25 protein-coding genes are annotated in these 25,832 nt (G+C 71.2%); 10 read left to right on the forward strand and 15 right to left on the reverse strand.

The window, feature by feature from the left end; translation table 11 throughout:
- Positions 1 to 275 precede the first annotated feature (275 nt).
- Positions 276 to 2,423: an RNA polymerase recycling motor ATPase HelR gene (gene helR / locus ACFYMU_RS12180; RefSeq protein ID WP_388371788.1), complete on the forward strand. Its 2,148-nt coding sequence runs from the start codon at positions 276 to 278 to the stop codon at positions 2,421 to 2,423.
- Between the two features lie 18 nt (positions 2,424 to 2,441).
- Here the strand turns inward: helR and ACFYMU_RS12185 are convergent, their stop codons facing one another.
- From ACFYMU_RS12185 to ACFYMU_RS12200, 4 genes are all read right to left on the reverse strand, one after another.
- On the reverse strand, positions 2,442 to 2,795 hold the full coding sequence (locus ACFYMU_RS12185; protein WP_388371790.1) for a zinc ribbon domain-containing protein YjdM: 354 nt from the start codon (positions 2,793 to 2,795) through the stop codon (positions 2,442 to 2,444).
- Positions 2,796 to 2,894: 99 nt separating this feature from the next.
- Positions 2,895 to 3,884 carry a 2,3,4,5-tetrahydropyridine-2,6-dicarboxylate N-succinyltransferase gene (dapD, locus tag ACFYMU_RS12190; RefSeq protein ID WP_388371793.1) on the reverse strand — a complete coding sequence of 330 codons (990 nt, stop codon included), beginning with the start codon at positions 3,882 to 3,884 and terminating at the stop codon, positions 2,895 to 2,897.
- 53 nt (positions 3,885 to 3,937) lie between these two features.
- On the reverse strand, positions 3,938 to 4,525 hold the full coding sequence (locus tag ACFYMU_RS12195) for a TetR/AcrR family transcriptional regulator (protein ID WP_388371795.1): 588 nt from the start codon (positions 4,523 to 4,525) through the stop codon (positions 3,938 to 3,940).
- Complete coding sequence (locus tag ACFYMU_RS12200) at positions 4,525 to 4,845, reverse strand: DMT family transporter (protein ID WP_388371798.1); 321 nt, start codon at positions 4,843 to 4,845, stop codon at positions 4,525 to 4,527. Before ACFYMU_RS12200 ends, ACFYMU_RS12195 begins: the two co-directional genes overlap by 1 nt.
- Before the next feature lie 271 nt (positions 4,846 to 5,116).
- Between ACFYMU_RS12200 and ACFYMU_RS12205 the strand changes: the two genes are divergently transcribed.
- Positions 5,117 to 5,974, forward strand: a complete 858-nt coding sequence (locus ACFYMU_RS12205; protein ID WP_388371801.1) for an AbfB domain-containing protein — start codon at positions 5,117 to 5,119, stop codon at positions 5,972 to 5,974.
- 66 nt (positions 5,975 to 6,040) lie between these two features.
- On the opposite strand, the gene ACFYMU_RS12210 is transcribed toward ACFYMU_RS12205, so the two are convergent.
- From ACFYMU_RS12210 to ACFYMU_RS12245, 8 genes are read right to left on the reverse strand one after another with little or no spacing between them, the layout of a single operon-like run.
- Positions 6,041 to 6,382 carry a metal-sulfur cluster assembly factor gene (locus tag ACFYMU_RS12210; RefSeq protein WP_388371804.1) on the reverse strand — a complete coding sequence of 114 codons (342 nt, stop codon included), beginning with the start codon at positions 6,380 to 6,382 and terminating at the stop codon, positions 6,041 to 6,043.
- On the reverse strand, positions 6,379 to 6,846 hold the full coding sequence (gene sufU / locus ACFYMU_RS12215) for a Fe-S cluster assembly sulfur transfer protein SufU (protein ID WP_388371807.1): 468 nt from the start codon (positions 6,844 to 6,846) through the stop codon (positions 6,379 to 6,381). The genes ACFYMU_RS12210 and sufU overlap by 4 nt, the downstream gene beginning before the upstream one ends.
- A gap of 22 nt (positions 6,847 to 6,868) precedes the next feature.
- Positions 6,869 to 8,125, reverse strand: a complete 1,257-nt coding sequence (locus tag ACFYMU_RS12220) for a cysteine desulfurase (protein ID WP_388371810.1) — start codon at positions 8,123 to 8,125, stop codon at positions 6,869 to 6,871.
- Positions 8,122 to 8,886: a Fe-S cluster assembly ATPase SufC gene (sufC, locus tag ACFYMU_RS12225; RefSeq protein ID WP_388371813.1), complete on the reverse strand. Its 765-nt coding sequence runs from the start codon at positions 8,884 to 8,886 to the stop codon at positions 8,122 to 8,124. The genes ACFYMU_RS12220 and sufC overlap by 4 nt, the downstream gene beginning before the upstream one ends.
- A gap of 7 nt (positions 8,887 to 8,893) precedes the next feature.
- The gene (locus tag ACFYMU_RS12230) at positions 8,894 to 9,214 is read right to left on the reverse strand and encodes a bifunctional 3-phenylpropionate/cinnamic acid dioxygenase ferredoxin subunit (RefSeq protein WP_388371815.1); all 321 of its coding nucleotides are present in this window, start codon (positions 9,212 to 9,214) and stop codon (positions 8,894 to 8,896) included.
- Positions 9,214 to 10,431: a Fe-S cluster assembly protein SufD gene (gene sufD, locus ACFYMU_RS12235; protein WP_388371816.1), complete on the reverse strand. Its 1,218-nt coding sequence runs from the start codon at positions 10,429 to 10,431 to the stop codon at positions 9,214 to 9,216. Before sufD ends, ACFYMU_RS12230 begins: the two co-directional genes overlap by 1 nt.
- Positions 10,432 to 10,487: 56 nt before the next feature.
- On the reverse strand, positions 10,488 to 11,909 hold the full coding sequence (gene sufB, locus ACFYMU_RS12240; RefSeq protein WP_388371818.1) for a Fe-S cluster assembly protein SufB: 1,422 nt from the start codon (positions 11,907 to 11,909) through the stop codon (positions 10,488 to 10,490).
- Positions 11,906 to 12,685 carry a helix-turn-helix transcriptional regulator gene (locus ACFYMU_RS12245; RefSeq protein ID WP_388371820.1) on the reverse strand — a complete coding sequence of 260 codons (780 nt, stop codon included), beginning with the start codon at positions 12,683 to 12,685 and terminating at the stop codon, positions 11,906 to 11,908. The genes sufB and ACFYMU_RS12245 overlap by 4 nt, the downstream gene beginning before the upstream one ends.
- A 351-nt stretch (positions 12,686 to 13,036) precedes the next feature.
- Here ACFYMU_RS12245 and ACFYMU_RS12250 point away from each other — a divergent pair, with 351 nt between their 5' ends.
- The 3 genes from ACFYMU_RS12250 to ACFYMU_RS12260 are packed head-to-tail and all read left to right on the forward strand — an operon-like array spanning position 13,037 to position 15,799.
- Positions 13,037 to 13,960, forward strand: a complete 924-nt coding sequence (locus ACFYMU_RS12250) for an ABC transporter ATP-binding protein (RefSeq protein ID WP_388371822.1) — start codon at positions 13,037 to 13,039, stop codon at positions 13,958 to 13,960.
- A 50-nt stretch (positions 13,961 to 14,010) separates the two neighbouring features.
- The gene (locus ACFYMU_RS12255) at positions 14,011 to 14,727 is read left to right on the forward strand and encodes an ABC transporter permease (protein ID WP_388372229.1); all 717 of its coding nucleotides are present in this window, start codon (positions 14,011 to 14,013) and stop codon (positions 14,725 to 14,727) included.
- A 55-nt stretch (positions 14,728 to 14,782) separates the two neighbouring features.
- Positions 14,783 to 15,799 carry a heme A synthase gene (locus tag ACFYMU_RS12260; RefSeq protein WP_388371823.1) on the forward strand — a complete coding sequence of 339 codons (1,017 nt, stop codon included), beginning with the start codon at positions 14,783 to 14,785 and terminating at the stop codon, positions 15,797 to 15,799.
- Between the two features lie 69 nt (positions 15,800 to 15,868).
- Here the strand turns inward: ACFYMU_RS12260 and ACFYMU_RS12265 are convergent, their stop codons facing one another.
- The 3 genes from ACFYMU_RS12265 to ACFYMU_RS12275 all read right to left on the reverse strand — a co-directional run bounded on the left by ACFYMU_RS12265 (position 15,869) and on the right by ACFYMU_RS12275 (position 18,538).
- Positions 15,869 to 16,975 carry an amidohydrolase family protein gene (locus ACFYMU_RS12265; protein WP_388371825.1) on the reverse strand — a complete coding sequence of 369 codons (1,107 nt, stop codon included), beginning with the start codon at positions 16,973 to 16,975 and terminating at the stop codon, positions 15,869 to 15,871.
- Between the two features lie 146 nt (positions 16,976 to 17,121).
- Positions 17,122 to 17,478 (reverse strand): hypothetical protein, encoded by a 357-nt coding sequence (locus tag ACFYMU_RS12270; protein WP_388371826.1) that lies wholly within the window; start codon positions 17,476 to 17,478, stop codon positions 17,122 to 17,124.
- Between the two features lie 106 nt (positions 17,479 to 17,584).
- On the reverse strand, positions 17,585 to 18,538 hold the full coding sequence (locus ACFYMU_RS12275; protein WP_388372231.1) for a heme o synthase: 954 nt from the start codon (positions 18,536 to 18,538) through the stop codon (positions 17,585 to 17,587).
- A 483-nt stretch (positions 18,539 to 19,021) separates the two neighbouring features.
- Here ACFYMU_RS12275 and tkt point away from each other — a divergent pair, with 483 nt between their 5' ends.
- The 5 genes from tkt to pgl are packed head-to-tail and all read left to right on the forward strand — an operon-like array spanning position 19,022 to position 25,714.
- Complete coding sequence (gene tkt / locus ACFYMU_RS12280; protein WP_388371828.1) at positions 19,022 to 21,124, forward strand: transketolase; 2,103 nt, start codon at positions 19,022 to 19,024, stop codon at positions 21,122 to 21,124.
- A 34-nt stretch (positions 21,125 to 21,158) separates the two neighbouring features.
- Positions 21,159 to 22,313: a transaldolase gene (gene tal / locus ACFYMU_RS12285; RefSeq protein ID WP_388371829.1), complete on the forward strand. Its 1,155-nt coding sequence runs from the start codon at positions 21,159 to 21,161 to the stop codon at positions 22,311 to 22,313.
- Between the two features lie 4 nt (positions 22,314 to 22,317).
- The gene (zwf, locus tag ACFYMU_RS12290) at positions 22,318 to 23,850 is read left to right on the forward strand and encodes a glucose-6-phosphate dehydrogenase (RefSeq protein WP_388371831.1); all 1,533 of its coding nucleotides are present in this window, start codon (positions 22,318 to 22,320) and stop codon (positions 23,848 to 23,850) included.
- Entirely contained in the window at positions 23,847 to 24,935 is a 1,089-nt protein-coding gene (gene opcA / locus ACFYMU_RS12295) for a glucose-6-phosphate dehydrogenase assembly protein OpcA (RefSeq protein ID WP_388371833.1), read from the forward strand. The genes zwf and opcA overlap by 4 nt, the downstream gene beginning before the upstream one ends.
- Positions 24,932 to 25,714 (forward strand): 6-phosphogluconolactonase, encoded by a 783-nt coding sequence (gene pgl / locus ACFYMU_RS12300; protein WP_388371835.1) that lies wholly within the window; start codon positions 24,932 to 24,934, stop codon positions 25,712 to 25,714. The genes opcA and pgl overlap by 4 nt, the downstream gene beginning before the upstream one ends.
- The last annotated feature ends 118 nt before the right edge of the window (positions 25,715 to 25,832 follow it).

The raw sequence follows: 25,832 nt of genomic DNA on the forward strand, positions 1-25,832 counted from the left end.
CGACGGCGGCCGCCAGGCCGCTGATCGACACGCTCGGCCGGAAGAGGCCGCCGACGTTCGCGTGAACCGCGCCGGATCGTCGAGCCACGACCCCCATCACCCCCCAGATCCCTCCCACCCGGCGGCCCGGACCGACGGTGGCCACCGTGCCCATGGCGGGCGCAGCCTCGCGCGCCTCGCCCGCCGTGGACGCCGTGGCCCCAGGCCCGGCTCGCCGGGCCGGACACCTTGCCGCGCGCCACGGTCGCGAGCGGCCACAGATCGGAGCCGATGACGTGAACTCGCTGACCAGGAGCGTGTTCGACCTTCCCGACCACCTCTCGGGCAAGGCCGACCCCACGCTGATCGCCGACGACGAGCAGCACTTCGCGGCCCTCGCGGCGAGCCTCGAGCAGGCGATCGCCGAACTGACCGACCGCCTCGCCGCCGAGCGCAGGGCTCCCGGCGGCGTGGGCCGGCAGGCGATGGACCGGGACGCGGAGATCCACCGGCTTTCCGCTCGTCTGCGCGCACTGCGCCGCTTCGGTCTCGACCTGTGCCTCGGACGCATGGTGGGCGCGGACGATCCCGAACCGGTGTACATCGGACGTCTCGGTCTGACGGACAGCGGGGGCCGCCGGCTGCTGATCGACTGGCGCTCCCCCGCGGCCGAGCCCTTCTTCGGAGCCACCCACGGCAACCCGATGGGTCTGGCAAGCCGCCGCAGGTACCGCTGGACCCGGGGCCGGATCGGCGACTACTGGGACGAGGTGTTCACCCCGGACGGGTTCGCCGGGCACGCCGCGCTCGACGACCAGTCCGCCTTCATCGCCGGTCTGGGTGGCAGCAGGTCGGCACGGATGCGTGACGTACTCGGCACCATCCAGGCCGACCAGGACGCCGTCATCCGCGCGGGGTCCCGCGGCGCTCTGGTCGTCGACGGCGGCCCGGGCACGGGGAAGACCGTCGTCGCGCTGCACCGCTCGGCCTACCTCCTCCACTCCGACCCCCGCCTCGGTCACCGCCGGGGCAGCGTGCTGTTCGTCGGTCCGCACCGGCCCTACCTGGCCTACGTCTCCGACGTCCTCCCCAGCCTCGGGGAGGAGGGCGTGCAGACCTGCATCCTGCGGGACCTCGTCCCCGAAGGAGCCGGGGCGGCGGTGGAAGCCGACCCGGAAGCGGCCCGCCTGAAGTCGTCCGCGTCGATGGTGAAGGCGATCGAGACGGCCGTCAGGTTCTACGAGGAGCCGCCCACCGAGGGAATGACGGTCACGACCCCCTGGTGCGACATCCGGCTGCGCGCCGACGACTGGGCCGTGGCGTTCGAAGCGGCGGAACCCGGTGCTCCGCACAATGAGGCGCGCGACCAGGTCCGGGAGGAACTGCTCACGATCCTGGTGGACCGGTACGAGGGCGCTGTACCGGCCGGCGCGCTCCGCACGTCGCTGCGGCAGAACCGGGAGCTGATCACGGCCCTCAACCGCGCGTGGCCGCTGCTCGAAGCGGCCGACCTGGTGGGAGACCTGTGGTCGGTACCCGCCTACCTGCGGATGTGCGCTCCCTGGCTCGGCCCGGATGACGTCCGGAAGCTGCAGCGCGAAGACGCCCAGGCGTGGACGGTGTCCGACCTGCCCCTCCTGGACGCGGCACGGCAGCGGCTCGGCGACCCGGAAGCCTCGCGGCGCAGACGGCGGCAGGAGGCGTCCGTCGCCGCACAGCGCGAGCGCATGGCCGGCGTCATCGACAGCCTGCTCGACGCCGATGACGACGGTGAAGGCGCGGTCACGATGCTGCGCGGACAGGACCTGAAGGACAGCCTGGTCGACGAGACCGCGCTGCCGAGCGCCGAACCCGACCTGCTGGCCGGTCCGTTCGCGCACGTCGTCGTGGACGAGGCCCAGGAACTGACCGACGCGGAGTGGCAGATGCTGCTGCTCAGGTGCCCGTCCCGGAGCTTCACCGTCGTCGGGGACCGCGCCCAGGCCAGGCACGGGTTCACGGAGTCGTGGCGGGAACGGCTCGAGCGGATCGGGCTCGACCGGATCAGCGTGGCCTCCCTGAGCATCAACTACCGGACGCCGGAAGAGGTCATGGCGGAAGCCGCACCGGTCATCCGGGCCGTGCTCCCGGACGCCAACGTGCCGACCTCCGTCCGCAGCAGCGGCGTCCCCGTCGTCCACGGGGCCGCGTCGGATCTGGACTCGGTCCTCGGCACCTGGCTCGCCGCCCATGCCGACGGGATCGCCTGCGTCATCGGCGATCCCACGTTCCGGCCGACGTCCCGCGTCCGGTCGCTGACCCCGGAGCTGTCGAAGGGGCTCGAGTTCGACCTGGTCGTCCTCGTGGACCCGGGGGAGTTCGGCAAGGGCGTGGAAGGGGCGGTCGACCGCTATGTCGCGATGACCCGGGCGACCGGGCGCCTCGTGATCCTCACGAGCCCCTGACGCCCGGTGCCCTTGCGGTCAGGCCTTCCTGACCACACTGGACTTGAGCTGCATGGCACCGAACCCGTCGATCTTGCAGTCGATGTCATGGCCGTCCACGCCGTCGACGAGACGGATGTTGCGCACCTTGGTGCCCGCCTTGATCCCGCTGGGGCTGCCCTTGACCTTGAGGGTCTTGATCACTGTGACCGTGTCGCCGTCGGCGAGCACATTGCCCACCGCGTCCTTGATCACCCCGCCCTCGGCCGCGCTCTCGGTCGAGGCGGACGCGGGGGTCCACTCGTGGGCGCACTCCGGGCAGACCAGGAGGGGACTCATCTCGTAGGTGTACTCGCTGGAGCACTCGGGGCACGGGGGCAGGGTTTCGGTCACCTGGCAATTTTAGTCGAAGCCCTGAGCGACCGAGAACGCCCTCCCCATGATCCCGGAACCATGGGGAGGGCGCTCGCCGCGGCGTGCTGCCGGCGCTGATCAGTTGTGGCTGTGCAGGGCCTCGTTCAGACCGCCCCAGACCGCGTTGTTCGGGCGGGCCTCGACCGCGCCCGTGACCGAGTTGCGGCGGAACAGGATGTGGGAGGCTCCGGAGAGCTCGCGGGCCTTGACGATCTGGCCGTCGGGCAGGGTGACCCGGGTGCCGGCGGTCACGTACAGGCCGGCCTCGACGACGCACTCGTCGCCCAGGGCGATGCCGACGCCCGCCTCCGCACCGATGAGGCAGCGCTCACCGATGGAGATGATCACGTTGCCGCCGCCGGAGAGGGTGCCCATGGTGGAGGCGCCGCCGCCGATGTCCGAACCGTCGCCGACCACGACGCCCGCGGAGATGCGGCCCTCGACCATGGAGGTGCCGAGCGTGCCGGCGTTGAAGTTCACGAAGCCCTCGTGCATGACCGTGGTGCCCTCGGCGAGGTGCGCCCCGAGCCGCACCCGGTCGGCGTCGGCGATGCGGACGCCCTTGGGCACGACGTAGTCCGTCATGCGCGGGAACTTGTCGATCGAGGTCACCTGGAGGTGCAGGCCCTCGGCGCGGGCGTTCAGCCGCACCTTCTCGATGTCGTCGACGGCGACCGGGCCGAGCGAGGTCCAGGCCACGTTGGCGAGGAAGCCGAACATGCCGTCCAGGCTCTGGCCGTGCGGCTTGACCAGGCGGTGCGAGAGCAGATGGAGGCGCAGGTAGACGTCGTGCGCGTCGATCGGCTTGTCGTCCAGCGAGCCGATGACCGTGCGGACCGCCACCACCTCGACGCCCCGTCGGGCGTCCGGGCCGATCGCCTTCGCGGCACCCTCACCGAGCAGCTCCACGGCCCGCTCGGCGGACAGCCGCTCGGTGCCGGACGGTCCGGGTTCGGCGGCCGGCTCGGGCGCGGGGAACCAGGTGTCGAGGACGGTGCCGTCGGTGGTGATCGTGGCGAGGCCGGCGGCCACCGCACCGGTGGTACGAGGAGCAGTCGTGTCGGTCATAGGGGAAACCTAACGTGGCCGGGCGCGCGCGGGCGAACCCGTACCGGGGCGTCTCACGTACCGGGCCACGGCACCCCGGGCCGGCGGGGCGGAGAGGTGACCGGGCCGCCCATCACCCGCGCGAACATCTCCCGTGCGTACTCCTCCTCGTAGCGCGCGCCGGTGAGCAGCACCTGCAGACAGATCCCGTCCATCAGGGCGAGCAGGGCACGCGCGGTGACCGGGTCGGTGCGCTCGGCCAGCCGCGTCGCGGTCTCCTCGGTCCACTCGGCGGCGACGGGGCGCAGGGCCGGCCGGCGCAGAGCCGCGAGGTAGAGCTCGTACTCGAGCTCGACGCTCGCGCGGTCGCCGCCCAGCCACTCCCCCAGAGCCCGGGCGAGCTCCGCGGCGAGGTCGCCCTCCGCGTCCCGTGACGGGTCGCTCGCGGTCAGTACCTCGGCGAAGCCCTCGTTCACCTGGCGCAGCGCAGCGACCATCAACTCGTCGAGGGTCGCGAAGTGGTAGGTGGTGGAGCCGAGCGGCACATCGGCCTCGGCGGCGACGGAGCGGTGGCTCAGCCCGGCGATGCCCTTCGTCCTCACGACCCGGATCGCCGCGTCGATGATCCGCTGCCGTCGAGCGGGGTCGTAGCGCCGGGGCATCAGTGCACGCCTCCGAGGTTCAGGACCACCACCCCGCCGATGATCAGCCCTATCCCGGCGATCTTCACGAGGTCCAGCCCCTCCCCGAAGAGCACCAGGCCGATCCCGGCGACGGCCGCGGTGCCGACGCCGGACCAGATCGCGTAGGCCGTGCCGATCGACAGGGTCTTCAGGGCCTGCGCGAGCAGCACGAAGGAGATGACGTAGCCGAGGAGGGTCACCAGCGAGGGCCACAGCCTGCTGAAGCCTTCGCTGTACTTCATGGCGGATGTCGCGACGACCTCTGAGGCGATGGCTCCGGCGAGGAAGGCGTACTGCATGTGTACGAGTGTACGCATGGATGTGTACAGCCGTACACAAACGGGCCCTGGAGCCATGGGGCCGCAGCGGGAAACCGCTCTCCGAAACGGGTTCTGGAAGCCCGCCATGTCCACTACTGTTTCACCGGCCGCTCACCCGGCGGACGACCGCCGCCGTTCCACGTGTCCGTGGCCCGGCTGCCCCTTGCTCTCGCTTGCCCTTGCTTCCCCTTGTGCCAGCACCACTTGACGATTCCGCGTACGCCGTGCGGCGACGCCGAGGGAACCGCGCATGCCAGAAACGAACCCCCCACCCGTTCCGGACCACCCCGCCCCCTCCCCGGTGTGGGAGACCGGTGAGGCTCCGGGCGAGGGCCGTACGCCCGGGACACGCAGACTGTGGGCGGCCGGCCTGCTCGCCGTGGCCGTCTTCTCCACCAGCGCGATAGCGATCTCCTTGGTGGACCGTGCGTCTGACAGGGCATCGCCCCAGCGTGCGCGGGACACCGCGGTCGCGCTGGGTGTCCCGGACCTGCCCGATGTCCCGGTGCCCGCCTCCTCCGTCGCGGCACCCAGTGGGAAGAGCGGCATGGCCTCCACCGACCCCTCCCGGACGGCCGGATCGCCCTCCCCCGAGTCCGGGACGCCCACGCCCCGTTCCGGGCCGGCCGCCCGCTCCTCGGCCTCGGCCGCCGCCGAGCCCACCGCGCCCGCACCCCCGCCCGCCGTGACATCGACGACGTCGGTCCGGTCGGTCAACTACCCCGACCGCTACTGGCAGGTGAGCGGCGACCACGTCGAGCTCGACCCGGTCGGCTCCGCCCGCGACCGGCGCAACGCCACCTTCACCCGGGTCGAGGGCCTGGCGGACGCCTCCTGTTACTCGTTCGCCACGGCCGACGGCGGCTATCTGCGCCACCGGAACTTCGTGTTGCGCGCCGAACGGAACGACGGCTCCGCGCTGTTCGGGCGGGACGCCACCTTCTGTCCCCGCCCGTCGTCGTACTCCGGCGCGGTCATGCTGGAGTCGGTCAACTACCCGGGCCGCTTCCTGCGCCACCAGAACTTCCGGCTGCGGCTGGACCCGTTCCAGCAGACCTCCCTCTACCGCGCGGACTCGGCGTTCCGGCTGGTGGACGGGCTGGCCTGAGCACGCGAAACGGCGGCGTCCGCCGGACGCCGCCGCTGTCCCGGGCCGATGAAGGCCGGCGGGTGCTCAGACGTTGAACCCGAGGGCCCGCAGCTGCTCGCGACCGTCGTCCGTGATCTTGTCCGGGCCCCACGGCGGCATCCAGACCCAGTTGATGCGCAACTCGTCGACAAGGCCCTCGGTGGCGGACTTGGCCTGGTCCTCGATGACGTCCGTCAGCGGGCAGGCCGCGGACGTCAGGGTCATGTCGACGGTGGCGATGTTCGCCGCCTGGTCGATGTGGATGCCGTAGATGAGGCCGAGGTTGACGACGTCGATGCCCAGCTCGGGGTCGACGACGTCCATCAGGGCCTCACGGATTTCCTCCTCCGAGACCGGCTTCATCTCCACGGTGTCGGTGTCGCTCATGCCGTCTTCCTTTCGGCGTCGGCTCCGCCCAGCGCCTGGGCCGTCGCGTCCTTCCACGCCATCCAGCTCAGGAGGGCGCACTTCACCCGCGCCGGGTACTTGGAGACGCCCGCGAACGCGACCGCGTCCTCCAGGACCTCCTCCATCGCGTCGTCGGGCTCGATCCGGCCCTTGGACTGCATCAGCTCCAGGAAGGTCTCCTGGATCTTCTGCGCCTCTGCCAGCTCCTTGCCGACGAGCAGTTCGTTCAGTACGGAGGCCGATGCCTGGCTGATGGAACAGCCCTGGCCCTCGTACGAGACGTCCTTGATCGTCGTACCGTCGTACCTCACACGCAGCGTGATCTCGTCACCACAGGTCGGATTGACGTGGTGCACCTCGGCGTCGCCGTCCCTGAGACCACGCCCGTGCGGGTTCTTGTAGTGGTCCAGGATGACGTCCTGGTACATCGAATCAAGCTTCACAGCGCCTGCCCTCGCGTCCCTGTCAGCCGAAGAAGTTCCGTACGTGCTCCAGCCCCTCGACCAGTGCGTCGATCTCGGCCGGCGTGGAGTACAGATAGAACGACGCTCGCGTGGTCGCCGGAATTCCGTAGCGGAGGCAGACCGGACGGGCGCAGTGGTGGCCGACCCGGACCGCGATGCCCTGTTCGTCGAGGACCTGGCCCACGTCGTGGGGGTGTATGTCGCCGAGGGTGAAGGAGATCGCCGCGCCCCGGTCCTCGGCCGTGGCCGGTCCGATGATCTTCAGGTCGGGGACCTCGGCCAGTCGCTGCACCGCGTACTCGGTGATCGCGTGCTCGTGGGCGAGGATCTTGTCCATGCCGATCGAGCCGAGATAGTCGATCGCCGCGCCCAGGCCGACCGCCTGCGCGATCGGCGGCGTGCCCGCCTCGAACTTGTGCGGGGCCGGCGCGTACGTCGACGAGTGCATCGAGACCGTCTCGATCATCTCGCCGCCGCCCAGGAACGGGGGCAGGTCCTCCAGCAGCTCCTGCCTGCCCCAGAGGACGCCGATGCCCGTCGGGCCGCACATCTTGTGGCCGGTGAAGGCCACGAAGTCGGCCTGGAGGGCCTGCACGTCCAGCGGCATGTGCGGCGCGGCCTGCGAGGCGTCGACGCAGACCAGCGCGCCGACCTCCTGCGCGCGGCGCACGATCGCCTCGACCGGGTTGACCGTGCCCAGGATGTTGGAGACCAGAACGAAGGACACGATCTTCGTCTTCTCCGTGATGACCTCGTCGATGTTCGACAGGTCGAGGCGGCCGTCGTCGGTCAGCCCGAACCACTTCAGCTTCGCGCCCGTGCGCTGCGCCAGCAGCTGCCACGGCACGATGTTGGAGTGGTGCTCCATCTCCGTGATGACGATCTCGGTGTCGTGGTCCACCCGGTAGGGCTCGTCGGCCCAGCCCAGCATGTTCGCCACGAGGTTGAGCGACTCGGAGGCGTTCTTGGTGAAGATCACCTCGTCGCGGCTCGGCGCGTTGACGAACGCGGCGACCTTGTCGCGCGCGCCCTCGTACAGCGCCGTGGCCTCCTCGGCGAGCACATGCACACCGCGATGGACGTTGGCGTTGTAGCGCTCGTAGTACTCGTTCAGGGCGTCGAGCACCTGGCGCGGCTTCTGCGAGGTCGCCGCGTTGTCCAGGTACACGAGCTTCCGGCCGTCGTGGACCTGGCGGTCCAGGATGGGGAAGTCCTTGCGGATCGCCTCTGTGTCGAGGAGGCCCGGCAGCTGTGTCACGCGGCTGCCCCACCCTTCGTGTATGCCTCGTAGCCCTCGTCCTCCAGCTTGTCGGCGAGTTCGGCGCCGCCGGACTCGACGATGCGGCCCGCGGAGAAGACGTGGACGTAGTCGGGCTTGATGTAGCGCAGGATGCGCGTGTAGTGCGTGATCAGCAGGGTGCCGACCTCGCCGGTCTCGCGGACGCGGTTGACGCCCTCGGAGACGATGCGGAGCGCGTCGACGTCCAGGCCGGAGTCGGTCTCGTCGAGGATCGCGATCTTCGGCTTGAGCAGCTCCAGCTGGAGGATCTCGTGGCGCTTCTTCTCACCGCCGGAGAAGCCCTCGTTGACGTTGCGCTCGGCGAAGGACGGGTCCATGTGCAGGCGCTCCATGGCCTCCTTGACCTCCTTCACCCACATGCGCAGCTTGGGGGCCTCGCCGCGGACGGCGGTGGCAGAGGTGCGCAGGAAGTTGGAGACCGAGACGCCGGGGACCTCGACCGGGTACTGCATCGCCAGGAACAGGCCGGCCCGGGCGCGCTCGTCCACGGACATCTCCAGGACGTCCTCGCCGTCGAGCAGCACGGTGCCCTCGGTGATCGTGTACTTCGGGTGACCCGCGAGGGAGTAGGCGAGGGTCGACTTGCCGGAGCCGTTGGGGCCCATGATGGCGTGCGTCTCGCCCTGCTTCACGGTGAGGTCGACGCCCTTGAGGATCTCCTTCGTGGCGTTGTCGGCCTCGACGGTGACGTGCAGGTCTCGGATTTCAAGCGTTGCCATGGGTGCCTCAGGACTCCTGGGTGAGGGAGACGAGCACGTCGTCCCCTTCGATCTTGACGGGGTATACGGGGACGGGGCGCGTCGCGGGTAGGCCGGACGGCTTGCCGGTGCGGAGGTCGAAGCTGGAGCCGTGCAGCCAGCACTCGATCTGGCAGTCCTCCACCTCGCCCTCGGAGAGCGAGACGTTGGCGTGCGAGCAGATGTCGTACACCGCGAAGACCTCGCCCTCGGTCCGCACGACGGACATCGGCGTGCCGTCGATCTCCACCCGCTTGGGGGTGCCCTCCGCCAGCTCGCTCAGCGCACAGGCGCGTACGAAGGTGGTCATCAGACCGACGCCTCCAGCTCTTCGCCGATCTTCGCGAGCAGCCGCTCCTCGATGTCGTCGACACCGATCTGCTGGACCAGTTCCGCGAAGAAGCCGCGGACCACCAGCCGGCGGGCCTCTTCGGCCGGGATGCCACGGGCCATCAGGTAGAAGAGCTGCTCGTCGTCGAAGCGGCCGGTGGCGGAGGCGTGGCCGGCGCCGACGATCTCGCCGGTCTCGATCTCGAGGTTCGGCACGGAGTCGACCCGGGCGCCGTCCGTGAGGACGAGGTTGCGGTTCATCTCGTACGTGTCGGTGCCCTCGGCGGCCGCCTCGATCAGCACGTCGCCGATCCACACCGCGTGCGCGTCGTCGCCCTGGAGCGCGCCCTTGTAGGCGACGTTCGACGTGCAGTGCGGGGTGTTGTGGTCGACCAGGAGGCGGTGCTCCTGGTGCTGGCCGGCGTCGGTGAAGTACAGGCCGAACAGCTCGGCCTCGCCGCCGGGGCCGGCGTAGGAGACGCGCGGGTGGAGGCGGACGAGGTCGCCGCCGAAGGTGACCACGAAGGACTTGAAGCCGGCGTCGCGGCCCACCAGCGCGTTGTGCTGGCCCACGTGCACGGCCTTGTCGTCCCAGTCCTGGACGGAGACGACGGTGAGCTTGGCTCCGTCGCCCAGGACGTAGTCGACGTTGGCGGCGAGCACCGCGTCGCCGGTGTGGTCGATGACGACGACGGCCTCGGCGAAGGCTTCCAGTTCGATGACCTGGTGGCCGTAGGCGACCCCGCCCTCGCCGTGCACGGCGATGCGGATGGGTTCGGTGAGGACCGTCTCCTTGGGGACGGTGACGACACCGGCCTTCTCGAACGCCGAGTAGGCCTGGGCGGCGACGCGGTCCACCGGGGTGCCCGCCCTGCCGAGGCGGGCGTCGTCACGGCCGACGGTCTCGACGATGACACCCTCGGGGGCCTCGATGTCCACCTTCACGCCGTCGCCGGTCGCCACGGCGGTGCCGTCGTGCAGTCCGCGCAGCCGCTCCAGCGGTGTGAACCGCCATTCCTCCTCGCGGCCGTGCGGGACCGGGAAGTCCGTCACGTCGAAGGACGGGGGCGCGCTCATGCGCGTGGCGACGGTCGACTCGGCGGCCACCGCGATCTGGCCCGCGGTGGTGGACCCCGCGGGTGGGGGTCCCCCCGCCCGAACGGAGTTGAGGGTGGGGGAGTTCTGAGCCTCAGCCATGGCTGTCGGTCTGCTCGCTTTCTTGCGTGAGTGGCTTGGTGGGACGGCGGCGGGCGTCAGCCGACCGCACCCTCCATCTGGAGCTCGATCAGCCGGTTGAGTTCCAGCGCGTACTCCATGGGCAGCTCCTTCGCGATCGGCTCGACGAAGCCGCGCACGATCATGGCCATCGCCTCGAACTCGCTCAGACCGCGGCTCATCAGGTAGAACAGCTGGTCCTCGGAGACCTTGGAGACGGTCGCCTCGTGGCCCATGGACACGTCGTCCTCGCGGACGTCCACGTAGGGGTACGTGTCGGAGCGGGAGACGGTGTCGACGAGCAGCGCGTCGCACAGCACGTTGGACTTGGAGCCGTGGGCGCCCTCGCCGATCTCGACCAGACCGCGGTAGGAGGTGCGGCCGCCACCGCGCGCCACGGACTTGGAGACGATGTTGGACGAGGTGTTCGGCGCCATGTGGACCATCTTGGAGCCGGCGTCCTGGTGCTGGCCCTCGCCCGCGAAGGCGATGGAGAGGGTCTCGCCCTTGGCGTGCTCGCCCATCAGGTAGACGGCCGGGTACTTCATCGTCACCTTGGAGCCGATGTTGCCGTCGATCCACTCCATGGTCGCGCCCTCGTAGGCCACGGCGCGCTTGGTGACCAGGTTGTAGACGTTGTTCGACCAGTTCTGGATGGTCGTGTAGCGGCAGCGGGCGTTCTTCTTGACGATGATCTCGACGACCGCGCTGTGCAGGGAGTCCGACTTGTAGATCGGCGCCGTACAGCCCTCGACGTAGTGCACGTAGGCGCCCTCGTCGACGATGATCAGGGTCCGCTCGAACTGGCCCATGTTCTCCGTGTTGATGCGGAAGTAGGCCTGGAGCGGGATCTCGACGTGCACGCCCGGCGGGACGTAGATGAAGGAGCCGCCGGACCACACGGCGGTGTTCAGCGACGCGAACTTGTTGTCACCGGCCGGGATCACGGTGCCGAAGTACTCCTTGAAGAGCTCCGGGTGCTCCTTCAGGGCGGTGTCGGTGTCCAGGAAGATGACGCCCTGCTCCTCCAGGTCCTCGCGGATCTGGTGGTAGACGACCTCCGACTCGTACTGGGCGGCGACCCCGGCGACGAGGCGCTGCTTCTCCGCCTCCGGGATGCCGAGCCGGTCGTAGGTGTTCTTGATGTCCTCGGGCAGGTCCTCCCAGGACTCCGCCTGCTTCTCGGTGGAGCGCACGAAGTACTTGATGTTGTCGAAGTCGATGCCCGACAGGTCCGAGCCCCAGTTCGGCATGGGCTTCTTCTCGAAGAGCTTCAGGCCCTTCAGCCGCAGCTTCGTCATCCACTCCGGCTCGGACTTCTTCGAGGAGATGTCACGCACGACCTCCTCGCTCAGGCCGCGCCTGGCGGAGGCACCGGCCGTGTCGGAGTCGGCCCAGCCGTACTCGTACGTGCCCAGGCCCTCCAGTTCGGGGTGGGCAGTCTCCGTGGGGAGAGTCATGCGGGGTTCCTCCCGGCCGTGCTGGCAGATGCGTTGTGGGTGGTCTCGGACATCTTCGAGGCGTGTCCCGCCTTGGGAATGAACGTCGTGCAGACGCCGTCGCCGTGCGCGATCGTCGCCAGTCGCTGGACGTGCGTGCCGAGCAGCTCGGAGAAGATCTCCGTCTCGGCCTCGCACAGCTGCGGGAACTGCTCCGCGACATGGGCGACCGGGCAGTGGTGCTGGCACAGCTGTTCGCCGGTGTGCGGAAGGGGCGCGCTGCGCGCCGTAGCAGCGTACCCGTCCGCGCTCAGGGCCTTGGCCAGCGCTTCCGTCCGCTGGTCGGGGTCGGCGGACTCGACCGCCTCGCGGTACGCGCCGGCCTGGGCGGCGACCCGGGCGCGGGCGAAGGCGGCGACGGCCGCTTCCCCGCCCTCCCGCGCGGCGATCCAGCGCAGGGCGTCCGCGGCGAGCTTGTCGTACGACTGGTCGAAGGCGTCGCGGCCGCAGTCGGTGAGCGCGAAGACCTTGGCGGGACGGCCGCGCGTGCGCGCCCCGTAGACGCGCCGCTCACGCGCCTCCACGACCTCGTCGGCGAGCAGTGCGTCCAGGTGCCGCCGTACGGCCGCCTGGGTGAGACCCAGCCGCCCGGCGAGCTCGGCGACGGTCGACGGGCCGTGGTCCAGGACGGACCGCGCGACCCGGTTGCGCGTCGAGCGGTCCGAGCGCAATCCAGCCGCGAACTCCTCCTGAGGGCCCCCCACGGGGGTCTCCCGAGCGTCGCCGACGTTTTTCACAACGCCATTGTTGCGTAATTCCTCAGAGCCTGACAAGCGCCGTCCGGACGGGCCCGCGGTGCACTGCGTCACTTAGGTATGCCTAAGCCGACCTGCGAAAACGATCTTTGATCGATCATCCGGGAGCCCCTGCGGGCCGTCCCCAGGTCCGCGGGGCCGCTCCCCTCCCCTCTCCGACCGGCCCTGTTGCAGCCCGGGACGCCTTCCGGAGGCGCGGGGGCGCACGCCGCGCCCTCGGCGGCGTGCGCGGGGCGTGCGGGGGCCGGCGGCCCGTGCCGTACCGGCCGGACGACGGGTGGTTTCCGGACCCCCGCGTCCGGCACCCCGTCGGCGTACCTAGACTCTGGACCCATGCGAAGTGAGCCGGTCGTCCAGGTGCAGGCCCTGGTGAAGCGGTACGGCACGAAGACCGCGGTGGACGGCCTCGACCTGGTGGCCGCCACGGGTGTCACAGCCGTGCTCGGGCCCAACGGCGCGGGCAAGACCACCACGGTCGAGACCTGCGAGGGATACCGGAAGCCCGACGCCGGCACGGTTCGCGTCCTGGGCCTCGACCCCGTACGGGAGGCCTCCGCGCTGCGCCCCCGGATCGGCGTCATGCTCCAGTCCGGCGGCGTCTACTCCGGCGCCCGCGCCGAGGAGATGCTGCGCCACATCGCCAAGCTGCACGCCGACCCGCTCGACGTGGACGCGCTCGTCGAGCGGATGGGGCTGGGCAGCTGCGGGCGCACCCCGTACCGGCGGCTGTCGGGCGGGCAGCAGCAGCGGCTCGCGCTCGCCATGGCGGTCGTCGGCCGCCCGGAGCTGGTCTTCCTGGACGAACCGACCGCCGGTCTCGACCCCCAGGCCCGCAGGGCCACCTGGGACCTGGTGCGCGACCTGCGCGACGACGGCGTGTCCGTGATCCTGACCACCCACTACATGGACGAGGCCGAGCAGCTCGCCGACGACGTGGCGATCATCGACGCGGGCCGGGTCATCGCGCAGGGCTCCCCCGAGGAGCTGTGCCGCGGCGGCGCCGAGAACACGCTGCGTTTCACGGGCCGGCCGGGCCTGGACGTGGCGTCCCTGCTGAAGGCGCTCCCGGCGGACTGCACCGCGGGGGAGCTGACGCCGGGCGCGTACCGAGTCGCCGGCAAGGTCGACCCGCAACTGCTGGCGACGGTCACCTCCTGGTGCGCCCAGCACGGGGTGATGCCGGACCGGATCTCCGTCGAACGGCACACCCTCGAAGACGTGTTCCTGGAACTCACGGGCAAGGAGCTGCGTTCGTGACCACCACCGGTACGTACACGCCGAAGCCAGGTGCCGCGCCGCTCCCGCGCATGATCGCCGCACAGGCCGCGCTCGAGACGAAGATGCTGCTCCGCAACGGCGAGCAGTTGCTGCTCACGGTCGTCATCCCGACCCTGCTGCTGGTCCTCTTCAGTTCCGTCGACATCGTCGACACCGGGGCCGGCGAGGCCGTCGACTTCCTCACCCCGGGTGTCCTCGCGCTCGCGGTGATGTCGACCGCGTTCACCGGCCAGGCCATCGCGACCGGCTTCGAGCGCCGGTACGGAGTGCTGAAGCGGCTCGCCTCCTCTCCGCTCCCCCGCTGGGGCCTGATGGCCGCCAAGACGGTCTCCGTCCTCGTGACCGAGGTCTTCCAGGTGGTCCTGCTGACGGTGATCGCCTTCGCGCTGGGCTGGTCGCCGCACGGCGACCCGTTCTCCGTCCTCCTGCTGCTGATCCTGGGCACGGCGGCCTTCTCCGGGCTGGGGCTGCTGATGGCGGGCACCCTGAAGGCGGAGGCCACGCTGGCGGCTGGCAACCTGGTCTTCCTGCTGCTGCTCGTGGGCGGCGGCGTGATCGTCCCGCTGGACAGGTTCCCCTCCGGAGCCCAGCACCTCCTCGGCCTGCTGCCGATCTCCGCGCTCTCCGACGGCCTGCGGGACGTCCTGCAGCACGGGGCCGGGACGCCCTGGGGAGATCTGGGCATCCTCGCGGTGTGGGCCGTCGTGGGGCTGGCCGCGGCCGGGAAGTTCTTCCGCTGGGAGTGAGACATTTCCCTCGATCCGACCCCCTCGTGAAACCGCGCACAAGCGGCCCCCTACCATGAGAGGCGTGTCAAACGAGACCCGCGACGGCGCCCCGGCGGCCGTGCGCACCCCACTCGCCTTCATCGCCGCACGCTGGACCCCGCAGCCCCGGACGGTCCGGCGGGCGGCACTCGCCGCGCTTGTCATGGCGGTGGTCATCGTCGTCACCGGCGGCGCCGTCCGCCTCACCGGCTCCGGGCTCGGCTGTACGACCTGGCCGCGGTGCACGGAGGACTCCCTGGCCACGACCAGCGCCAGGGGCGTGCACGGTGTCATCGAGTTCGGCAACCGCCTGCTGACGTACGCGGTGTGCGCCGCGATCGGCTGGGCGATCGTCGCCGCGCGATCGCAGAAACCGTCGCGGCGCAGCCTCACCCGGCTCGGCTGGGCGCAGTTCTGGCTCGTCATGGGCAACGCGGTCCTCGGCGGCATCGTGGTCCTCGTCGGCCTCAACCCGTACACCGTCGCCGCTCACTTCCTGCTCACCTCCGCGCTCATCGCGGTCGCCACCCTCATGTGGCAGCGCACGCAGGAGGGCGACGGGGCACCGCGTCCGCTGGTCGGCAAGGCCGTGCAGCAACTGGTGTGGTTCCTGGTCGTCGCCTCGACGCTGCTGCTCGTCGTCGGCACCGTGGTCACCGGCGCGGGCCCGCACGCAGGCGACTCCAGCAAGGTCGAGCGCATGCCGGTCGACTGGGAGACCGTCGCCAAACTGCACGCCGTGCTCGCCTGGATCGTGGTGACGCTGACCTTCGCCCTGTGGTTCGTGCTCAAGGCGGTCGACGCGCCCCCCGGCCCGCTGCACCGCACCCGCGAGCTGTTCGTGATCCTCCTGGGCCAGGGCGTCATCGGCTACGTCCAGTACTTCACGCACCTGCCCGAGGTCCTGGTCGGCCTCCACATGTTGGGCACCGGTCTCATGTGGATCTGGGTGGTCCGGGTGCTGCTGTCGCTGCGCGAGCGCCCCGAGGCGACACCGGGCACTCCGGACGGCCCGGGCCCCGCGGCGGAGTCGGTCCTCTCCGCCGCGTGAGGTCCGCCCCGCGGCACCGTACGGCTTGCTGACGGGCAGCGGCTCGCCCGAAGCCGCGCCCGGGGACGGTCAGTCCAGCCCGTACACCCGCCGCGCGTTCCCCGCGGCGATCATGCCCGCCACGCGCTGCGCGTCCTCCAGGGACCAGGAACCCTCCGCGACCCAGGACCCCGTCACCCGCGAGAGCGCCTCGCGGAAGAGGCGGGCGCCGATCACATGGAGCTCGGGCAGGCCGTGGGCGCCGCTGGAGAAGAGGACCTTGCCGAAGGGGGCCAGCTCCAGGATCTCGGCGACGACGGCCGCGGCCCGGGCCCCCGTCCGGGCGAGCGCCGCGCCGAGGTCCGCGTACACGTGCGGGAACACCCCGGCCAGATGCGCGGCGTGCCGGTGGTACGGATAACCGTGCAGCAGGACCAGGTCGGTGCCGAGCCCGGCCGTGGCGCGCACGAAGTCGGTGAGCAGGACCGGGTCGGTGCGGTCGATGCGCAGACCCGGCTCGCCGAGCCCGGCGTGGAGCTGGATGGGCCGCCCCGAGGCCACCGCACTCCACAGCAGGTGGCGCAGCAGCACCGGGTCCGACAGCGGGCCTCCCACCGGGCGGTCCGCGAGCCAGCGGCCGGCCGCGCCCCGCACCTCCCCCGGTCCCGGCGGCTCCGGCGCGAGGGCCAGACCGTGCCGCACGCCGGCGAGCGAGGTGAACGCCACCGCGTGCGCCGCCGCTCCGTGCACCGACTCGGCGAGGTTGGCGAGGAACGACTCCACCGTCCCGGAGGTGTCGGCCACCTGTTCGGCGAGCAGCTCCAGACGGACGACCTCGTGGGCCTCGGCATCCCCGGCCGAGGCCATCTCCCGGGGTCCGGTGAGGTCGCCGGGCAGCCCGGTGTCGACGAGGTACGTGGTGATGCCGCTGCCGCGCAGGAGCCTGCGCCCGGCCTCCAGGACGCCGAGTTCGCGGCGCCGGGCGAGATAGCGGGCGGGCGGGCAGTGCGGCTCCAGACCGAGCAGCGGCGGGCACCAGCGGCGCACGGCGAAACCCGTCTGGGTGTCGAAGAGGGTGGTGCCGGCGGCCGGCGGACCCTCGGTACGGGCAAGGTGGGCCTCGAAGGTGCCGAGTCCCAGCTCGGTGCGCAGCACGCCGTGGCAGTACTGGTCCACCAGGGACGGCGTTTCGATCATCCGGACTCCCCGCGACTGGACCGTGTCTCCTCAGTCCTAACGGGTGAACCGGGCGTGAGGTGTTGCTCCGGTCGCACGGTGCCCGCCGGGCGGGGCGGGACCGCCCCCGCCCCACCGCGGGCTCAGGCGCCCGGCGGCCGTCCGGCTCAGGCGCCCCGGCGGCCGCCGACCTGGATCCCCGCCATGCGCGTCCACTCGTACGGGCCGGTCGTCACCTTGGCCGCGAACTCACCGTCGAACGCCTCGTGGACGGTGATGCCCGCCTTCTGCACCGCCTTCTCGGCGACGGCGTACGTCGGTGCGACGAGGTCGCCCCAGCCGCCGTCCGCGCCGACGAGCACGATCCGGGCGCCCCGCTGGCCGATGTACGCCACCTGGCCCTCGGCGCCGCCGTGCGCCGCTGCGAAGGCGTTGATCTCCTTGGCGAGCTTGGCGGCCCTGCGCTCGGCCCCCGCGCCCTGCTGGGCGTCCGTGCCCTCGTCAACCTGCTTGGTGTCTGCCATGGTCAGGATGCTACCGACGGGTAGACGCCACGGCGACGGGCGGGGTGCGTGGCCTTGACCACGCTCCACGGCTCAGCGCAGGAAGCGGCTCAGCGCAGGAAGCGGCTCAGCGCAGGAAGGGGTCCACCGCCACCGCGACGAACAGCAGCGAGACATAGGTGATGCTCCAGTGGAACAGCCGCATCTCCTTCAGCTTCGCGCCCGTCACCCCGGACCTCGCCCGGTGCTGCAGCGCGTGCGCCTCCCACAGCCACCAGCCGCCGACCGCCAGCGCGACCGCCGTGTAGAACCAGCCCGTGTAGCCGAGCGGGGTGAGCAGCAGCGAGACCGCGACCATGACCCAGCTGTAGAGGACGATCTGGCGGGCCACCACCTTGTTCGAGGCGACGACGGGCAGCATCGGCACACCCGCGCGCGCGTAGTCGTCCTTGACCTTCATGGACAGCGGCCAGTAGTGCGGCGGCGTCCAGAAGAAGATGACGAGGAAGAGGACGACCGGCGCCCACGACAGGGAGTTCGTCACGGCGGACCAGCCGATGAGGACCGGCATGCAGCCGGCGATGCCGCCCCACACGATGTTCTGCGCCGTACGCCGTTTGAGCATCATCGTGTAGACGACGACGTAGAAGAGGAACGCCCCGAGCGACAGCCAGGCGGACAGCCAGTTGACGGTGAGACCGAACAGCAGCGTCGAGACGACCGCCAGCGAGATGCCGAAGACGAGGCACTCGCCGGGGCTGACCATTCCGGTGACCAGCGGACGCTGCGAGGTGCGCTCCATGACGGCGTCGATGTCGCGGTCGATGTACATGTTCAGCGCGTTGGCGCCGCCCGCGGAGAGGTAGCCGCCGAGACAGGTGAGCAGCACCAGCCGGAGGCTCGGCACGCCCTGCTGGGCGAGGAACATCACCGGGACGGTGGTGATCAGCAGCAGTTCGATGATCCGCGGCTTGGTCAGCGCAACGAACGCCTTGGCCCGGGCCCCAAACGGCCGCTGGCCCCGGCTGCTGCTCGTCGCGAGCACTCCCGGCGGACGGGATTCGACGGCCGTCACGTACACCCCTGACAGAGACATCCCAGCGAGCCCCCCGTCTGTGGACTCGGGGTAAAGGCTCGCGCGTACCCAGGCAACTCTAGACGTTGCCCCCAGCCCGCCCCTCCTGGGGGTCGGTCGTGTTGGCGGCCCTCGTCGGCGGGGGTGCGGTCCACCGGTCCGCGGAGGGGCGGAGTGTCGGCCCCAGGGCGCGACGCACGGTCACGGCTCCCGAGGGCGGCGCGTGGGCGCGTACGGCGTCACCCGGTGGCGCGCCACCCATGGGGGCGTGCGCGCAGAGACGTGGGGCGCTCGGTTGAGCAGTCGGACGACCGGCTGCGTATTCAGGTGGCGAACGGCGATCAGGCCGGTCGGGAAGCGGATCCGACGGCTCCCGGCAGTCCGGCGTGACTCGAAAAAACGCACGTACCTACAAGGGTAGGCTCGTCAACGGCCGGTGGGCGCCCAGTGCACCGGCAGACGACATGTGGAGAGGAGCCCTGACCCAGGGTGAGCACCAAGCCGACCACCACAGACCTCGAGTGGACCGAGGTGGACCAGCGGGCCGTCGACACCGCCCGCGTCCTGGCCGCCGATGCCGTACAGAAGGTCGGCAACGGCCATCCGGGTACGGCGATGAGCCTGGCTCCGGCCGCCTACACCCTCTTCCAGAAGGTGATGCGCCACGACCCGGCCGACGCCGACTGGGTGGGCCGTGACCGCTTCGTGCTGTCCGCGGGCCACTCGTCCCTGACTCTCTACACACAGCTCTACCTGGCCGGCTTCGGCCTGGAGCTCGACGACCTGAAGGCCTTCAGGACCTGGGGCTCCAAGACGCCGGGTCACCCGGAGTACGGCCACACGGCGGGCGTGGAGACGACGACCGGCCCGCTGGGCCAGGGCGTCGCCAACGCGGTGGGCATGGCCATGGCCGCCCGCTACGAGCGCGGTCTGTTCGACCCGGAGGCCCCGCAGGGCGAGTCCCCCTTCGACCACTTCGTCTACTGCATCGCCGGTGACGGCTGCCTGCAGGAGGGCATCTCCGCCGAGGCGTCCTCGCTCGCCGGTCACCAGAAGCTCGGCAACCTGATCCTGCTGTGGGACGACAACCACATCTCGATCGAGGGCGACACGGAGACCGCGGTCTCCGAGGACACGGCTCTGCGGTACGAGGCGTACGGCTGGCATGTGCAGCGCGTGGCGCCGAAGCCGGACGGCGACCTGGACCCGCACGCCCTGTACGACGCGATCCAGCAGGCCAAGAGGGTCACGGACCGTCCGTCGTTCATCGCGATGCGCTCGATCATCGCCTGGCCCGCCCCGAACGCGCAGAACACCGAGGCCGCGCACGGCTCGGCCCTGGGCGAGGAGGAGGTCGCGGCCACCAAGCGCGTCCTCGGCTTCGACCCGGACAAGACGTTCGAGGTCTCCGACGAGGTCATCGGCCACACCCGCAAGGCGCTGGAGCGCGGCCGTCAGGTCAGGGCCGAGTGGGAGAAGTCGCTCCAGGAGTGGCGGAGCAGCCATCCGGAGCGCGCCGCCGAGTTCGACCGCATCGGCAAGGGCGAGCTGCCCACCGGCTGGGAGGAGAAGCTCCCGGTCTTCGAGGTGGGCAAGAGCGTCGCCACGCGTGCCGCGTCGGGCAAGGTGCTGCAGGCGCTGGGGGCGGTCGTCCCCGAGCTGTGGGGCGGCTCCGCGGACCTGGCCGGCTCGAACAACACCACCATCGACAAGACCAGCTCCTTCCTGCCCGCGGACAACCCGCTGCCGGAGGCCGACCCCTACGGCCGCACCCTCCACTTCGGCATCCGCGAGCACGCCATGGCCGCCGAGATGAACGGCATCGCCCTGCACGGCAACACCCGCGTCTTCGGCGGCACGTTCCTGGTGTTCTCCGACTACATGCGCAACGCCGTCCGCCTGTCCGCACTGATGCACCTGCCGGTGACGTACGTGTGGACCCACGACTCCATCGGCCTGGGCGAGGACGGCCCCACCCACCAGCCCGTCGAACACCTCGCCTCGCTGCGCGCCGTCCCCGGCCTGAACATCGTCCGCCCCGCCGACGCCAACGAGACCGCCATCGCCTGGCGCGAGATCCTCAAGCGGCACACCAAGGAGTGGGGCAAGGGCGCTCCGCACGGTCTCGCGCTGACCCGTCAGGGCGTGCCGACGTACGAGCCCAACGAGGACACCGTGCGCGGCGGTTATGTGATGGTCGAGGCCGAGGGGGCCGACGGACAGGGCGCCGAGCCGCAGGTGATCCTGATCGCCACCGGTTCCGAGGTGCACATCGCGGTCGAGGCGCGCGAGCGGCTCCAGGCCGAGGGGGTGGCGACACGGGTCGTGTCGATGCCGTCCGTGGAGTGGTTCGAGGAGCAGGACCAGGGGTACCGGGACAGCGTCCTGCCGCCGTCGGTGAAGGCGCGGGTCGCGGTGGAGGCCGGGATCGGTCTCACCTGGCACAAGTACGTCGGGGACGCCGGCCGCATCGTGTCCCTGGAGCACTTCGGGGCCTCGGCGGACGGCAAGGTCCTCTTCCGCGAGTTCGGTTTCACCGCCGAGAACGTCGCGGCCGCCGCCCGGGAATCCATCGCCGCGGCCCAGCGCTGACGCTGATACACGAGACGTAGGAGATGCATTTTCCATGACAGACGCACTGAAGCGCCTCTCCGAAGCGGGCGTCGCGATCTGGCTGGACGACCTTTCGCGCAAGCGGATCACGTCCGGGAACCTCGCCGAGCTGATCGACCAGCAGCACGTCGTGGGCGTCACCACCAACCCGACGATCTTCCAGAAGGCGATCTCGGCGGGATGGGGGTCCCCCCGCTCGAGCGAAGCCGAGAGTGGGGGAGGCTACGAGCAGCAGCTCGCCGACCTGGCCGCCCGCAAGGTCACCGTCGAAGAGGCGGTCCGCATGATCACGACGGCGGACGTCCGGGACGCCGCGGACATCCTGCGACCGGTGTTCGACGCCACCCAGGGCCAGGACGGCCGGGTGTCGATCGAGGTCGACCCGCGTCTGGCACACAACACCCGGGCCACCGTCGCCGAGGCCAGGCAGCTGGCCTGGCTGGTCGACCGCCCGAACACCCTCATCAAGATCCCGGCCACGAAGGCCGGCCTCCCGGCGATCACCGAGACGATCGCCAACGGCATCAGCGTCAACGTCACCCTGATCTTCTCGCTGGAGCGCTACCGCGAGGTCATGGACGCGTACATGACCGGCTTGGAGAAGGCGCGGGAGCGCGGCCTGGATCTGTCCGCGATCCACTCGGTGGCGTCGTTCTTCGTGTCCCGGGTGGACACCGAGATCGACAAGCGCATCGACGCACTGGGCACGCCGGAGGCCGAGGTGCTGCGCGGCAGGGCGGCCGTCGCCAACGCGCGGCTCGCCTACCAGGCGTACGAGGAGGTGTTCGGCAGCGACCGCTGGCTCGCCCTGGAGAGGGCTCAGGCCAACAGGCAGCGTCCGCTGTGGGCCTCCACCGGCGTCAAGGACAAGGCGTACAAGGACACCCTGTACGTGGACGACCTGGTGGCGCCGAACACGGTGAACACCATGCCGGAAGCCACCCTGGCGGCCACCGAGGACCACGGCGAGATCACCGGCGACACCATCACCGGCACCTACGGGCAGGCGCGCGCCGACCTGGACGCCGTCGAGAAGCTCGGGATCTCGTACGACGAGGTGGTCCGGCTCCTGGAGGCCGAGGGCGTCGAGAAGTTCGAGGCGTCCTGGAACGACCTGCTCAAGTCGACCGAGGCGGTACTCGAGCGCCTCGCCCCCTCGGAGGGCTGACATCTTGACTTCCGCACACGAAGCGAATCCGCTTCGTGACGCCGCGGACCGGCGGCTCCCGCGCATCGCGGGGCCGTCGGGCCTGGTCATCTTCGGCGTCACGGGCGATTTGTCGCGTAAAAAGCTGATGCCTGCCGTGTACGACCTGGCCAACCGCGGTCTGCTGCCCCCGGGCTTCTCGCTCGTCGGCTTCGCCCGGCGCGAGTGGCAGGACGAGGACTTCGCCCAGGAGGTCCACGACGCCGTCAAGCAGCACGCCCGCACGCCGTTCCGCGAGGAGGTCTGGCAGCAGCTCATCCAGGGCATGCGCTTCGTCCAGGGCACCTTCGACGACGACGACGCGTTCGAGCGGCTGCGCGCCACCATCGAGGAGCTGGACAAGGCACAGGGCACCGGAGGCAACTTCGCCTTCTACCTCTCCGTGCCGCCCAGGTCCTTCCCGGTGGTCATCCAGCAGCTCAAGAAGCACGGCCTGGCCGACCAGACCGGCGGGTCCTGGCGGCGCGCGGTCATCGAGAAGCCGTTCGGCCACGACCTGAAGTCGGCCGAGGAGCTCAACGCGATCGTGCACGAGGTCTTCGCTCCCGACCAGGTCTTCCGCATCGACCACTACCTCGGCAAGGAGACCGTCCAGAACATCCTGGCGCTCCGCTTCGCGAACACGATGTTCGAGCCGATCTGGAACCGCTCGTTCGTCGACCATGTGCAGATCACCATGGCCGAGGACATCGGCATCGGCGGCCGCGCCGGCTACTACGACGGCATCGGCGCCGCCCGTGACGTCATCCAGAACCACCTCCTTCAGCTGCTCGCCCTCACCGCCATGGAGGAGCCCGCCTCCTTCGACGCGGACGCCCTCGCCGCCGAGAAGACCAAGGTGCTCGGGGCCGTCCGGCTGCCCAGGGACCTCGGGCGGGACACCGTGTTCGCGCAGTACACGGCCGGCTGGCAGGGCGGCGAGAAGGCGGTCGGCTACCTCCAGGAGGAGGGCATCGACCCCGCGTCGAAGACCGACACCTACGCCGCGATCAGACTCGGGATCGACAACCGCCGCTGGGCGGGCGTGCCGTTCTACCTGCGCACCGGCAAGCGGCTCGGCCGGCGGGTGACGGAGATCGCGGTCGTCTTCCAGCGCGCCCCGCACTCCCCCTTCGACACCACCGCCACCGAGGAGCTGGGCCAGAACGCGGTCGTCATCCGCGTCCAGCCCGACGAGGGCGTCACCGTCCGCTTCGGCTCCAAGGTGCCGGGCACCTCCATGGAGATCCGGGACGTGTCCATGGACTTCGCCTACGGCGAGTCCTTCACGGAGTCGAGCCCGGAGGCGTACGAGCGCCTGATCCTGGACGTGCTGCTGGGCGACGCGAACCTCTTCCCGCGCACGGAGGAGGTCGAGCTGTCCTGGAAGATCCTCGACCCGATCGAGGAGTACTGGGACACGCACGGCAGGCCCGCCCGGTACCCGGCCGGGACCTGGGGGCCCGTCGAGGCGGACGAGATGCTCGGACGAGACGGACGGAGCTGGCGCCGGCCATGAAGATCGACCTCACGGACACCACGGCCAGCAAGATCAACAAGGCGCTGGTCCAGGGACGCCGTGCCATCGGCACGCCCGCCGTCGGCATGGTGCTCACCCTCGTCATCGTCACCGACGAGGAGAACGCCTACGACGCCCTGAAGGCCGCCAACGACGCCTCGCGCGAGCACCCCTCGCGCACCCTGGTGGTCATCAAGCGCGTCTCGCGCTCCCCGCGCGACCGCACGTCCTCGCGGCTGGACGCCGAGGTGCGGCTGGGCGCGGACGCGGGCACCGGCGAGACGGTGGTGCTGCGGCTGTACGGCGAGGTCGTGGACCACGCCCAGTCGGTGGTGCTGCCGCTGCTGCTGCCGGACGCCCCGGTGGTCGCCTGGTGGCCGGTGAACGCGCCGCTCGATCCGGCCAACGACCCGCTCGGGGCCCTCGCGCAGCGCCGGGTCACCGACACCTACGCCGCCGAGTCGCCGGTGCGGGAGCTCAGCGCCCGCGCCGACGCCTACACGCCGGGCGACACGGACCTGTCGTGGACCCGCATCACGCCCTGGCGCTCGATGCTGGCCGCGGCGCTCGACCAGGTCATCTGCCAGGTCGAGGAGGTCGAGGTGGAGGGCGAGGAGTTCAATCCGAGCTGTGAGCTGCTGGCGATGTGGCTCGCGGACCGGCTGCACGTCCCCGTCAGGCGTGCCCTCTCCGCCGGCCCCGGCCTCACCGCCGTCCGGCTGGGCACCAGCTGCGGCCCGATCGTCCTGGACCGGGCCGACGGGTCGCTCGCCACGCTCTCCATCCAGGGGCAGCCCGACCGGGCGGTGGCGCTCAAGCGCCGCGACACCGCCGAGCTGATGGCGGAGGAGCTGCGCCGGCTCGACCCGGACGACACGTACGCGTCGGCGCTGCGGTACGGCGTGGAGCGGCTGCGCACGGGCGCGGAACCTGCCGCGGCGACCGGGGAGGCGGTGCCGGCCGAGACGCCCCCCGCGGCCGCGGCCGACGCGCGCACCCCCGCGGCGGCCGAGGGTCCCACCGCGGCGGGGGCCCAGGCACCGGCGCGGGAGCCCGCGCCCGAGGAGAGGGCGGCCGCACAGTGAGCACGCCTCAGCTGGTGGTGCACCGCGACAAGGATCTGATGGCCCAGGCCGCGGCGGCCCGTCTGATCACCAAGGTCGTGGACGCTCAGGCGTCGCGCGGCTGCGCCTCGGTCGTGCTCACCGGCGGCCGCAACGGCAACGGCCTGCTCGCCGCGCTCGCCGCCGCACCCGCGCGGGACGCGGTCGACTGGGGCCGGCTCGACCTGTGGTGGGGCGACGAGCGCTTCCTGCCGGAGGACGACCCGGAACGCAATGTCACCCAGGCCCGCGAGGCGCTGCTCGACTCGGTCCCGCTGGACCCGAAGCGCGTGCACGCCATGCCCGCGTCGGACGGTCCGTACGGCGCCGACGTGGAGGCGGCTGCGGAGGCGTACGCGGCGGAGCTGGCCCGGGCCGCCGGGCCCGAGAACCACGGCGCCGCGCCGACCTTCGACGTCCTGATGCTGGGCGTCGGCCCCGACACGCACGTGGCCTCGCTCTTCCCGGAGCTGCCGGCGGTGCGGGAGACCGAGCGGACGGTGGTGGGCGTGCACGGCGCGCCGAAGCCGCCGCCGACCCGGATCACCCTGACCCTGCCGGCGATCCGGTCGGCCCGGGAGGTGTGGCTGCTGGCGGCGGGCGAGGACAAGGCGCAGGCCGTGGCGATCGCGCTGTCCGGCGCGGGCGAGATCCAGGCTCCGGCGGCGGGGGCGTACGGCCGCTCGCGCACCCTGTGGCTCCTGGACGCGGCGGCGGCCTCCCGGCTGCCGCGCTCGCTGTACCCACCGGCGTCGGCCTGAGTCCCCGGCGCGGACGACCTCGTCGCGGGGGGGGGGGGGGGGGGGGGGGGGGGGGGGGGGGGGGGGGCGGGGGGGGGGGGGCGCCGGGCCGCCCCCCCGGGGCGCCGCCGGCGCCGCG

Origin of the sequence: Streptomyces sp. NPDC007264 (assembly GCF_042869095.1) — a bacterium.
Lineage (GTDB): Bacteria > Actinomycetota > Actinomycetes > Streptomycetales > Streptomycetaceae > Streptomyces.